Source organism: Pseudomonas sp. GW821-FHT03A09, from assembly GCF_059421065.1.
Genome location: NZ_JBWKUX010000008.1, coordinates 201,850 through 214,737 on the forward strand (window position 1 = coordinate 201,850; position 12,888 = coordinate 214,737).

Below are 12,888 nucleotides of genomic sequence, written 5' to 3' on the forward strand. Positions count from 1 at the left end.
ATGAACCTGATCGAAATCCGCGACCTCAGTGTCGCCTTCAGTGGCCAGACCGTGGTGCGCAACCTGAGCCTGGATGTACGCCCCGGCGAGTGCCTGGCGCTGGTGGGTGAATCGGGCTCCGGCAAGTCGGTGACGGCCCATTCGATTTTGCAACTGTTGCCCGAAGCCGGTACGCAAACTACCGGCTCCGTGAAATATCGCGGCCAAGAGCTGATCGGCGCTTCGACTGCCACCCTGCAAAAGCTGCGTGGCAACCGTATCGCGATGATCTTCCAGGAGCCGATGACCTCCCTCAACCCGCTGCACAGCATCGAAAAGCAGATCGGCGAAACCCTGCTGCTGCACAAGGGTCTGGGCGGCAAAGCGGCGCAGGCGCGCATCCTCGAGCTGCTCGAACTGGTAGGCATCCAGAAGCCCCAGGAGCGGCTCAAGGCTTACCCGCATCAACTCTCCGGTGGCCAGCGCCAACGGGTGATGATCGCCATGGCCTTGGCCTGCGAGCCGGAACTGCTGATCGCCGACGAACCGACCACCGCGCTGGACGTCACCGTGCAGCGCAAGATCCTGTTGCTGCTCAAGTCGCTGCAAAAGCGCCTGGGCATGTCGCTGCTGTTGATCAGCCACGACCTCAACCTGGTGCGCAGCATTGCCCAGCGCGTGTGCGTGATGCGTGCCGGGGAAATTGTCGAGCAGGCCGACTGCCAAACCTTGTTCAGCGCCCCGCACCACCCTTACAGCCGCCTGCTGCTGGATGCCGAGCCCGTCGGTACGGCGCTGTGCAGTGATGAGCGCGAGACGGTATTGCAAGTGGACGACTTGACCGTGCAGTTCCCCCTCGGTGGCGGGTTGTTTCGGCGCAAGACCTATCTGCGTGCGGTCGATGGCATCAGCCTCAGTGTGCAGCGTGGCAAAACCCTGGGAATCGTCGGCGAGTCCGGTTCGGGCAAGTCCACATTGGGCCAGGCGATCCTGCGTTTGCTGGAATCCAGTGGCAGCATCCGTTTCCAGGGCGAAGCCCTCGACCCGTTGAACCCTCGGCAGATGCGCCCCTGGCGCAAGCAGATGCAGGTGGTGTTCCAGGACCCTTATGGCAGCCTGAGCCCGCGCATGTCGGTGCAACAGATCATCAGTGAAGGCCTGGAGGTCCATGCCCCCTGCAGCCTGGAAGATCGCGATGCCCAAGTGATCCAGGTGCTCAAGGATGTGGGCCTCGACCCTGAGAGTCGACACCGTTACCCCCATGAGTTTTCCGGGGGCCAGCGCCAACGCATCGCCATCGCCCGGGCCTTGGTGCTCAAGCCCGCGCTGATGCTGCTGGACGAGCCTACCTCGGCGCTGGATCGAACCGTGCAGAAGCAAGTGGTGGCCTTGCTGCGCGAACTTCAGGAGAAGTACGGCCTGACTTACCTGTTCATCAGCCATGACCTGGCGGTGGTGCGTGCCATGGCCCACGACATGATCGTGGTCAAGGATGGCAAGGTGGTGGAGCGCGGCGCGAGCCACGCTGTATTTGAGTCACCGCAGCATCCGTACACCCAGGAACTGCTCGCGGCCGCACAGCCATGAACACCAGTCTCAAGGATTACCAACAGGTTCGCGGCCTGGCCATCCAGTCGCTGTTCGAGATCATCGAGCAGTCCAGCGAGGGCACGGTGATTGTCGACCGCGACGCGAATATCGTGTGGATGAACGAGCGCTACGCCAAGCGTTTCGGCCTTGAGAGCGCCGACGACGCCATTGGCCAGCCTTGTGAAAAGGTGATCTCCAATAGCCTGTTGCGCCAGGTGGTGCGCACCGACCGGCCGATTCTGCTGGACATCCAGGACACACCCAAAGGCCCACTGGTGGTGATGCGCCTGCCGATTCATGACGATGCCGGCGCGGTGATCGGGGCGATTGGTTTTGCGCTGTTCGATGAGCTGCGCAACCTGTCACCGATGATCGAGCGCTACCTGAGCATGCAGCAAGAGCTGGCGTCCACCCGCTCGCTGCTGCGCAAGCGCCAGAGCAAATACAACTTCGCCCACTTTATCGGCACCAGCGCCGCCAGCCTGGAGGTCAAACGCCGGGCACGCCGCAGCGCGAGCGCCGAGTCACCGGTGTTGCTGCTCGGGGAAACCGGCACTGGCAAGGAACTGCTCGCCCAGGCAATTCACGGCGCCTCAAACCGTGCGCATAAAGCCTTTGTCAGTATCAACAGCGCGGCGATTCCCGCTGATCTGCTGGAAGCCGAATTCTTCGGCACCGCGCCCGGCGCCTTTACCGGCGCGGATCGCAAGGGTCGCCCCGGTAAACTGCAAATCGCCCAGGGCGGTACGCTGTTCCTCGATGAAATCGGCGACATGCCGCTGCCGCTGCAAAGCAAATTACTGCGGGTGCTGCAGGAAAAAGAATACGAACCGGTCGGCTCCAACGAGATGCTGCACAGCGATGTGCGGGTGATTGCCGCCACCTCCCTGGATCTGGAGGCAGCCATCAAGCGCGGTGAGTTCCGTGCGGACTTGTATTACCGACTGAACGTGCTGCCCATCCAAGTGCCGCCGTTGCGCGAACGCCTGGAGGACATCCCGGCGCTGAGCGAAGCGATTCTTGAGGAACTGCGCAGCCAGCACGAACTCGATCCCGAAGCATTGGTTTTATTGGCACAGCACGCCTGGCCGGGGAACATCCGTGAGCTGCGCAATGTGCTCGAGCGGGCGGCCTTGCTGAGTGATGCCCTGGTGTTGAATGCCGAGGATATTCGCGCCGCGATTGGCACGTTCAGCCCAGTGGAGCACGGAACGGTGCGGGCCCTCGAGGGTGAATCGTTCAGTGCTGCACGGGAGCGGTTTGACCGGCATGTGATCGGGGCCGCCTTGAAAGCCAGCGATGGGAATGTGGTGGAGGCAGCCAGGCGATTGGGGCTTGGGCGGTCGACGCTATACAAGAAGATGGTGGCGCTGGGTATCGCATAGTCTCAGGATAGAGATGTATATCTCCATAAAGAGACTATCTAATGTGGGAGGGGGCTTGCCCCCGATGGCAGTGTGTCAGCCACCCATCTATCAACTGACACTCCCTCATCGGGGGCAAGCCCCCTCCCACATTTGCCCCTCATTTGTCTCTAAATAGAGACAATCTTGAGACTTTCTGCTCGAGTATTAGAAATTATCAATATATTTCAATAAGTTAGAGTATTGGCACACATCTCGCTATAGCTCTTCTTCAAAGCACCACCCCACAAAAATAACAATCTGGAGACACACCATGAGTGTGATCATTGCCCTCGCAGCCCTGGCGCTGCTGATGCTGGCTGCCTACCGTGGCTACAGCGTGATCCTGTTTGCCCCCATTGCCGCCCTCGGCGCGGTACTGCTGACCGACCCGTCCGCTGTCGCCCCTGCCTTTACCGGGGTGTTCATGGAGAAAATGGTCGGTTTCATCAAACTGTATTTCCCGGTGTTCTTGCTTGGCGCGGTGTTCGGCAAGTTGATCGAACTGTCGGGGTTCTCGCGCTCTATCGTTGCCGCCGCGATCCGTTTGCTTGGCACGCGCCAGGCCATGCTGGTGATTGTGCTGGTCTGCGCCCTGCTCACCTATGGCGGCGTGTCGCTGTTTGTGGTGGTGTTTGCGGTGTACCCGTTTGCCGCAGAGATGTTCCGCCAGAGCAATATCCCCAAGCGCCTGATCCCGGCGACCATCGCCCTCGGCGCGTTCTCGTTCACCATGGACGCCCTGCCCGGCACACCACAGATCCAGAACATCATCCCCAGCACGTTCTTCAACACCACCGCCTGGGCCGCGCCGTGGCTGGGCTTGATCGGCACGATCTTCGTGTTCTGCACCGGCATGCTCTACCTGGCGCGCCAGCGCAACAAAGCGCAGCGTGCCGGTGAAGGCTATGGCACCGAGTTGCGCAACGAGCCGGAAACCGCCGAAAACCTTACGCTGCCCAACCCCTGGATCGCGCTGTCTCCGCTGATTCTGGTGGGTGTGATGAACCTGCTGTTCACCCACTGGATCCCTCAGTGGTACGGCAAGACCCACAGCCTCAGCCTGCCAGGCATGAGCGCCCCCGTGACGACCGAAATCGCCAAACTCACCGCGATCTGGGCGGTACAGGCTGCGCTGCTGGTGGGCATCTTGATGGTGTTGGTATTCGGCTGGTCAGCCATCAAAAGCAAGCTCGCCGAAGGCAGCAAAAGCGCAGTCAGCGGCGCCTTGCTGGCGGCGATGAACACCGCGTCGGAGTACGGCTTCGGTGCAGTGATCGCCTCACTGCCGGGTTTCCTGGTGCTGGCGGACTGGCTCAAGGGCATCCCCAACCCACTGGTCAACGAAGCGATTACCGTCACCCTGCTGGCCGGCATCACCGGTTCCGCGTCCGGCGGCATGAGCATCGCCCTGGCCGCCATGTCCGAGAGCTTTATTTCGGCGGCCCATGCGGCCAATATCCCCCTTGAAGTGCTGCACCGGGTCGCGGCCATGGCCAGCGGTGGCATGGACACCCTGCCCCACAACGGCGCGGTGATCACGCTGCTGGCGGTCACCGGGCTGACCCACCGCGAAGCCTACAAGGACATTTTCGGCATCACGATCATCAAGACCCTCGCGGTGTTCGTGGTGATCGGTACTTTCTACGCCACCGGCATTGTGTGAGGTTTGTATGACGACTTTGAATGGCAAGACCGCCCTGGTTACCGGCTCCACCAGTGGCATCGGTTTGGGCATCGCACTGAGCCTGGCCAAGGCCGGCGCCAACCTGATCCTCAACGGCTTCGGCGACGCCAGCGCGGTGATCGCCCAGGTGCAGGCGTTCGGCGGCAAGGTCGGCCATCACCCGGCGGACGTCAGCGACCCGACGCAGATCGCCGACATGCTCGCCTACGCCGAGCGTGAATTCGGCGGCGTGGATATCCTGGTGAACAATGCCGGCATCCAGCACGTGGCCGCCGTGGAAGACTTCCCGGTGGAGCGCTGGGATTCGATCATCGCCATCAACCTGTCCTCGGTGTTCCACAGCACTCGCTTGAGCTTGCCGGGGATGAAGGCCAAGGGCTGGGGGCGCATCGTCAACATCGCATCGGTGCACGGCCAGGTCGGTTCGGTGGGCAAGGCGGCGTATGTGGCAGCCAAGCACGGTGTGATCGGCCTGACCAAAGTGGTGGGCCTGGAGACGGCCACCAGCAACGTCACCTGCAACGCCATCTGTCCGGGTTGGGTGCTGACGCCGCTGGTGCAGAAGCAGATTGATGATCGTGCCGCCAGCGGCGTGGACCCGCAGCAGGCGCAGCATGACCTGCTGGCCGAGAAGCAGCCGTCACTGGAGTTCGTGACACCACCGCAGCTGGGCGAACTCGTCTTGTTCCTGTGCAGCGAAGCCGGCAGCCAGGTGCGTGGCGCCGCGTGGAACATCGATGGAGGCTGGCTGGCTCAATAAAACCAGACACTGGAGATTAAAACTGTGGGAGGGGGCTTGCCCCCGATGGCGGTGTATCAGTTAACACATTGATTACTGACCCATTGCTATCGGGGGCAAGCCCCCTCCCACATTGGAACTCTATTGTTTGGAAGATCTGTACAAAAATAAGAGACGTACGTATGTCCGACATCCTCTGGCAACCCTCCCCGGATCGCATCGCCAACACGCGCATGGACCAGTTCCGCCGCTACATCAACAAGCGCTACAGCGTGCAGCTCAACGACTACCCCGCCCTGCACCAATGGAGCATCGACCAGCGCCCAGACTTCTGGCGGGCCATCGTCGCCTACTTCGATGTGCAATTTCGCAGCCCGCCCACCGCGACGCTGATCGAAGACGCTGAAATGCCCAGCGCCCAGTGGTTCCCCGGCGCCACCCTGAATTTTGCCGAACACCTGCTGCGCCGTCGCGACGCTCACCCTGCGGTAGTGGCTATCAGTGAAGACGGCCAGCGCGAACAACTGACCTACGCCGAATTGGCCGCCCACGTTGCCGGCTTGCAAAAAAGCCTGCGGGCGGCCGGTGTCGTTCAGGGCGACCGCGTCGCCGCGTGCATGCCCAACACCTGGCAAACCCTGGTGGGTATGCTCGCCACCACCAGCATCGGTGCGATCTGGTCATGTTCGTCACCGGACTTCGGCACCCAGGGTGTGATCGACCGTTTCGGCCAGATCGAGCCCAAGGTGCTGATCACCTGCGCCGGTTACCGCTACGCCGGTAAAAACATTGACCAGACCGTCAAGCTCAATGAAATCCTCGGACGCCTACCGTCCCTTGAACAACTGATCATCGTCCCGTATGCACGGCCCCAGACGCGCATCGACGACTACCACAGCCAAGCCAGGGTCACGCTGTGGAGCGACTTTTATCAAGCCGGTGGCGAGCCTGGGTTTGTTGCCGTGCCGTTCGACCACCCGCTGTACATCCTCTACTCCAGCGGCACCACCGGGGTGCCCAAGTGCATCATCCATGGCACCGGTGGCGTGCTGCTCACCCACCTCAAGGAACACTGCTTGCACGCCGACCTGTCCAGGGATGACTGCCTGTTCTACTACACCACCTGCGGCTGGATGATGTGGAACTGGCTGGTGTCGGTACTCGCCCTTGGCGCCACGGCGGTGCTGTATGACGGCTCGCCGTTCTACCCAGGCCCCGAGCGATTGATCGACCTGATCGACGCAGAAAAGATCAGCGTGTTCGGCACCAGCCCGAAATTCCTCGCCACCCTGGAAAAATCCGCGCTGCAACCGCGCCTGAGCCATGACCTGAGCAGCCTCAAAGGGCTCATTTCCACCGGTTCGCCGCTGTCACCGCACAGTTATGACTACGTGTACCGCGAGATCAAAAGCGAGCTGTGCCTGTCGTCGATGTCGGGCGGTACCGACATCGTTTCCTGCTTTGTGATTGGCAATCCGGTGCTGCCGGTGCGGCGCGGTGAAATGCAATGCAAGAGCCTGGCAATGGCCATCGAAGTGTGGGACGAGCAAGGCCAGCCATTGATCGGCGAAAAAGGCGAGCTGGTGTGCACCCGGCATTTCCCGGCCATGCCGATCGGGTTATGGAACGATCCTGACCAGCAGAAATTGCGCGCCTCGTATTTCAGCCAGTTTCCCGGTGTGTGGGCCCAGGGTGACTACGCCGAACAACGCCCCAATGGCAGCCTGCTGATCCACGGGCGCTCCGACGCGGTGCTCAACCCTGGTGGTGTGCGTATCGGCACCGCAGAGATTTATCGCCAGGTGGAAAAAGTCCCGCAAGTCATGGAAAGCCTGGCCATCGGCCAACGCTGGCGGGACGACGTGCGCGTGGTGTTGTTCGTGCGCCTCAATGAGGGTATCGAGCTAGATGAAGCGCTGGAACAGCAGATCCGCCAGGTCATCCGTGCCAACACCACACCGCGTCATGTGCCGGCAAAGATCCTCGCCGTCAACGATATCCCACGTACCATCAGCGGCAAGATCGTGGAACTGGCGGTGCGCAATGTCGTTCACGGCGAACCGGTAAAAAACACCGACGCCCTGGCCAATCCGGAGGCCCTGGCTCAATTTCGCGACCGCCCTGAACTCGCGACGTAAGGATGAAAGGTTTCAGCCCTGGCGTACTCATTTGAAGAAAAAACCCCAATGCATGCTATTTTTCGAGGGGTAGTCAGCCGTTCCCGACTCACGGGATAATCGGTTTCGGTCATATTTCAAAGCGTTACGCTCAGGGCTTTTTCATGAATGGGACATCCACCGGCAGCGAAGCCGCAGTATTGATCGCGCGGCGGGATTGGGCACATAGCCCGCTCGGTGATGCCAGGGGTTGGCCGCAAAGCCTGCGCACCGCCGTCGACATCGTGCTGCACTCGCCGATGCCGATGCTCCTGCTGTGGGGCAGCCAACTCACCCAGCTCTACAACGATGGTTTCGCCTTGCTTGCGGGTAACAAGCACCCCGAAGCCCTGGGCCGGCCGGCTCATGAAACCTGGCCGGAGCTCGAAAGTTTCACCGCGCCAATCTACGACGCGGTGCTCGGCGGGCAGGTGCGTACCTTCAGCGAGCAGCGCTTCGTCCTGCAACGCAATCATCGCGACACCGAAATCTGGCTCGACCTGACCTACAGCCCTGTGCGTGATGAAAGCGGTACAGTCGCCGGCATTCTGGTCATCGCCATTGAAACCAATGAGCGCCGCAGCAAAGCCCTCGAACTGCAGCAACGTTCCGAAGACAGCCTCAAGGCCCAACACAGCACCGAGCAACGCCTTCAACTGGCACTGGCGGCTACCGACGCAGTCGGCACCTGGGATTGGGATATCGGCGAAGACCGGTTCATCGCCGATGCACATTTCGCCTATCTGCATGGTGTAGACCCGGAAGACGCCGACCTGCTGCCGATCAGCGCCTATTTGCAAGGCGTACATCCCGAAGACCGCGGTATGGTGGCGCGCAGCATCAAGCATTGCATCACCTTCGGCACTGAATACGCCGAGGAATACCGCCTGCTGCAAGCCGACGGCCAAGTGCGCTGGGTGTTTGCCCGAGGCCGCTGCTACAAGGACCCTCAGGGCCGCCCGGCGCGCTTCCTCGGTGCGGCACTGGACCTGACCGAACGCAAGCACACCGAACAAGCCTTGCGCCAAAGCCAGACCGAACTGCAACTGATCATCAACGCCATGCCGGTGCTGATCGGCTATGTCGACCACGAAGAGCGCTTTCGCCTGAACAACAGCGCCTACCTCGATTGGTACGGCATGACGCCCCAGGAGCTGTACGGCAAGTCCATCCGCGAAGTGCTCGGCGACGACGTGTATGCCGGGCGCGAGGACAAGATCGCCGCGGCGCTCAAGGGCAAGGCGTGCAGCTTTCTGACCGTCACGCCCCATCGCGACGGTCGGCCACGCCACGCCTTGATGAAGTACCTGCCGCGCTTCAGTAACGACGGCTCGGTGAACGGTTTCTACATCTTTGTGATCGATGAGACCGAGCGCATCCTCACCGAGGATGCCCTGCGCCACCTCAACGAGAACCTTGAAGAACGCGTGGCCCAGCGCACCCAAGCGCTCGCCGAAGCCAACCAGCGGCTGCAAAACGAAATGTTCGAGCGCGAACGCGCCGAAGATGCGTTGCGTCATGCGCAAAAGATGGAAGCGGTGGGCCAGCTCACCGGCGGCATCGCCCATGACTTCAACAATATGCTCACCGGCATCATCGGCAGCCTGGACCTGATGCAGCGCTATATCGCTGCCGGGCGCAGCGACGAAATCGGTCGGTTCACCGACGCCGCAGTGTCGTCCGCCCATCGGGCGGCCGCCCTCACCCACCGCTTGCTGGCGTTCTCGCGACGCCAGTCGCTGGACCGTCGACCGATCGACCCCAACCAGTTGGTGGCGTCGCTGGAAGACCTGTTCCGCCGTACCAAGGGCGCGCATATCACGCTCAAGGTGCAACTCGGCCAGGACATCTGGCCGGTCAACACCGACGCCAGCCAACTGGAAAACGCCCTGCTCAATCTGGTGATCAACGCACGCGACGCCATGCCCGACGGCGGCGAACTGCTGATCGAAACCGCCAACAGCTACCTGGACGGCAGCGATATCACCACGCTGGAACCGGTCAAGGCCGGGGATTACGTGATGCTCGGCGTGTGCGACAACGGCACTGGGATGGCGCCGAAAATCCTCGCCAAAGCCTTCGACCCGTTTTTCACCACCAAACCCATCGGCCAAGGTACGGGCCTGGGGCTGTCGATGATCTATGGCTTTGCCCAGCAGTCCGGCGGCCATGTGACCATTCACAGTGAACCGGGCCAGGGCACTTGCGTGCGCCTGTACCTGCCGCGCCTGTATGGCACCGCGCTGGAAAGCAGCCAGCCACCGTACTTGAGCGAAGCTCCGCTGGCACTGGCCGGTGAGGCCGTGGTGGTGGTAGAGGATGACCCCGCCGTGCGTATGCTGGTGGTCAATGTGCTGGATGAATTGGGCTACACCGCACACCAGGCCGCCGACGCCCGCACGGCGCTGCCGCTGCTGGAGTCTGACCTGCGTGTGGACCTGCTGGTGACCGACGTCGGCCTGCCGGGCATGAACGGCAGGCAACTGGCGGAAATCGCCCGCCAGCACCGTCCGGGGCTGCGCGTGCTGTTCATGACGGGTTACGCCGAAAAAGCCGCCGAGCGCCAGGGTTTTCTGGAAGAGGGAATGGACATGGTGGCCAAACCCTTTTCCATCGATTTGCTGGCCACGAAAATCCGCAGCATGATCAGCGTTGACAGCTGACTTCAGGCATAATCCCGCGCCCTTACGTTTGACCGTTGCAAGGTAACAAGATGAAAGCCCAAGCCCGTCACATCCTGGTCAAAACCAGTGAAGAAGCCGAACAGCTCAAGCAACGCATTGCCAAGGGCGAAGCGTTTGATGTGCTGGCCAAGAAGTACTCCACCTGCCCGTCAGGCAAGCGCGGCGGTGACTTGGGTGAAGTACGGCCTGGGCAAATGGTGGGCGCGATTGATGCGGTGATCTTCAAGAAACCGGTGAAGGTGGTTCACGGGCCGATCAAGAGCAAGTTCGGGTATCACCTGGTGCAGGTGTTTTACCGGGACTGAGGGGTTTGGCCTTAGACCGCTATCGCAGGCAAGCCAGCTCCCACATTTAACGGTGCACACCCATAAAATGTGGGAGCCGGGCTTGCCCGCGAACCGCCGCAGGCGGCCAATCACCGAGGAATCAGAGCGCCTGGAAACTGGATAACCCGGCTCGCCAAGCGATGCCCAGCCAAGGCAGCCTCCTCAGGCGAACCACCCTTGAGCCGACTGGCCAGGTACGCCGCACTGAACGAATCCCCCGCCGCCGTCGTATCAACCACCTTTTCCACCTGGATGGCCGGCACGCAAAAGCGCTCGCCCTTGCAACGGATCAGGCACGCATCCGCCCCACGCTTGAGCACCACTTCGGCCAACGTCGGATAGGCCGCGAACACCTGCTCGCTGTCCGCATAACCAAACAGCGCACGCTCGTCATCCTCGGTCAGCAAGGCGATATCCACTTCACTCATGACCTGGTGATACGCCACACGCGCCGCCTCGACACTGGCCCACAAACGCGGCCGGTAGTTGTTATCGAACACCACTTTGCCACCGCGACGACGAGCTTCGATCAGTGTTTGCAGTAGGCGCTCACGCCCGATCTCACCCAGCACCGCCAGGGTAATGCCGCTGAAATACACCACGTCATAGTCCGGCAAGGCGGCGAGGATCGGCTCTGCCGCTGGCGTGGTGAAACAATCACGCACCGCGGCCTCGTTGCGCCAATACAGAAATTTGCGCTCTCCGCTGGCATCGGTCTGGATGCAATACAACCCCGGCAAACGTCCTGCCAGGCGCTGGACCATGCCCAGGCCCAGCCCTTCATCAATCCATTGCTGGCACATGGCATCGCTGAAACTGTCATCGCCCAGGGCGGTGACGTAGTCGACGCTGCCGCTATCGCCCAGCTCACGACGCAAGTACACCGCCGTGTTCAGGGTGTCACCGCCGAAGCTCTGGTGCAGGCTGCCGTCGGCGCGGTGTTGCAGTTCGATCATGCATTCGCCGATGAGGGCGATGTGGGGTTGAATGGTCATGGCTTTTGTCTCGGGTGTGGCTGATGGCCTCATCGGGGGCAAGCCCCCTCCCACATTTGAAATGGGTTCACAAATCAAACTGTGAGAGGGGGCTTGCCCCCGATAGGACCGACGTGGTCTAGAAGCGGGTATGCAGGGACTCGATCACCTGCAACTGCTCATCCACCAGGCAGCCGACCTGCCACTTGTCGAAGGTCAGGCAAGGGTGCGAAGTGCCGAACGAAATGATGTCGCCGATGCGCAACTCAATACCCGGCGCCACCGTCATGAACGCATGCTGGTCCATCACCGCCGTCACCTTGCACGCGCTCACGTCATCACCTTCCGCCGGCAGGATACCAGCCTTGTAGCGTTTGAGCGGCACCGGCAAACCGGCGTCGTAGGCCACGTCGCGCTTGCCGAGGGCAATCACCGCAAAACCCGGCTCGGGCAGCGACTGCACATGCGCCCAGACTTCCAGGGCTGGGCGCAGGCCTTCGTTGAGGTCGCTACGACGGTCGAGCACGCAACACTGCGCTTCTTTGTAGATGCCATGGTCGTGAGCCACGTAACTGCCCGGGCGCAATACACTGAGGAAACGGCCGGCGGCGTTTTGCGTTTCGAAAGACTCGGCGATCAGGTCGTACCAGGCCGAACCGGAAGCCGTCACGATTGGCTTGGCCAGGTCGAAGGCGCCGTTGTTTTGCAGGTCCACCGCCAAACGCACCAGGCTGGCGGCGAACTCGCGAATACCGCTGATGGCGTGCTCACCATGGATCACGCCTTCGTAGCCTTCGATACCCGTGAGCGCCAGCGCCGGCTGGGCCTTGATCGCCTTGGCCAGGTCGCGCACTTCCTGTTCGCTGCGGCAACCGCAGCGGCCACCGACCACGCCGTATTCGATCATCACGTTCAAGCGCAAGCCACGGGCGGCGAAGAACAAGCCGAGGTCAGCGACGTTGTCCGGGTGGTCGACCATGCAATGGAAGTCAAAGTCCTTGTCGGCCAGCAAGTCAGCGATCAGCGCCATGTTCGGCGCGCCTACCAACTGGTTGGCCATCAACACACGGCGCACGCCACCGGCATAGGCGGCGCGGGTCTGCACGGCGTTGGCCAGGGTGATGCCCCAGGCACCTTGGGCGATCTGACGCTGGAACAGCGCCGGCATCATGCTGGTTTTGCCGTGGGGGGCCAGTTCTGCGCCGCTGTTGCTGACAAAGTCCTGCATCCAGCGAATGTTGTGCTCCAAAGCGTCGCGGTGCAGCACCAGGGCCGGCAGGCTGACGTCACGGACCAAGTGAGCACCGACAGCGGCGGCGCCCTTCTCAACAGCATTGATGGCAGACATGA

Annotated in this window: 9 protein-coding genes; 7 read left to right on the forward strand and 2 right to left on the reverse strand. The window is 61.6% G+C overall.

Annotated features, from left to right (window positions below; genetic code table 11):
* The 7 genes from AC07V4_RS16775 (at position 1) to AC07V4_RS16805 (ending at position 10,543) form a co-directional block, all read left to right on the forward strand.
* A complete protein-coding gene (locus AC07V4_RS16775) occupies positions 1 to 1,566 on the forward strand; it encodes an ABC transporter ATP-binding protein (RefSeq protein ID WP_492637531.1) in 1,566 nt (521 codons plus the stop codon).
* The gene (locus AC07V4_RS16780) at positions 1,563 to 2,954 is read left to right on the forward strand and encodes a sigma-54 interaction domain-containing protein (protein ID WP_492637532.1); all 1,392 of its coding nucleotides are present in this window, start codon (positions 1,563 to 1,565) and stop codon (positions 2,952 to 2,954) included. Before AC07V4_RS16775 ends, AC07V4_RS16780 begins: the two co-directional genes overlap by 4 nt.
* 292 nt (positions 2,955 to 3,246) lie before the next feature.
* Entirely contained in the window at positions 3,247 to 4,638 is a 1,392-nt protein-coding gene (locus AC07V4_RS16785) for a GntP family permease (RefSeq protein ID WP_282396931.1), read from the forward strand.
* A 7-nt stretch (positions 4,639 to 4,645) separates the two neighbouring features.
* Complete coding sequence (locus AC07V4_RS16790; RefSeq protein WP_492637533.1) at positions 4,646 to 5,419, forward strand: 3-hydroxybutyrate dehydrogenase; 774 nt, start codon at positions 4,646 to 4,648, stop codon at positions 5,417 to 5,419.
* 161 nt (positions 5,420 to 5,580) lie between these two features.
* Entirely contained in the window at positions 5,581 to 7,536 is a 1,956-nt protein-coding gene (locus AC07V4_RS16795; RefSeq protein ID WP_492637534.1) for an acetoacetate--CoA ligase, read from the forward strand.
* A 143-nt stretch (positions 7,537 to 7,679) separates the two neighbouring features.
* Positions 7,680 to 10,217 carry a PAS domain-containing protein gene (locus AC07V4_RS16800; protein ID WP_492637535.1) on the forward strand — a complete coding sequence of 846 codons (2,538 nt, stop codon included), beginning with the start codon at positions 7,680 to 7,682 and terminating at the stop codon, positions 10,215 to 10,217.
* Between the two features lie 50 nt (positions 10,218 to 10,267).
* Positions 10,268 to 10,543 carry a peptidylprolyl isomerase gene (locus AC07V4_RS16805; protein ID WP_003174397.1) on the forward strand — a complete coding sequence of 92 codons (276 nt, stop codon included), beginning with the start codon at positions 10,268 to 10,270 and terminating at the stop codon, positions 10,541 to 10,543.
* A gap of 110 nt (positions 10,544 to 10,653) precedes the next feature.
* Here the strand turns inward: AC07V4_RS16805 and AC07V4_RS16810 are convergent, their stop codons facing one another.
* Together AC07V4_RS16810 and AC07V4_RS16815 are read right to left on the reverse strand one after the other, a co-directional pair.
* Entirely contained in the window at positions 10,654 to 11,559 is a 906-nt protein-coding gene (locus AC07V4_RS16810) for a sugar kinase (RefSeq protein ID WP_492637536.1), read from the reverse strand.
* Between the two features lie 118 nt (positions 11,560 to 11,677).
* A complete protein-coding gene (locus AC07V4_RS16815; RefSeq protein WP_492637537.1) occupies positions 11,678 to 12,886 on the reverse strand; it encodes an amino acid deaminase in 1,209 nt (402 codons plus the stop codon).
* Positions 12,887 to 12,888 lie beyond the last annotated feature (2 nt).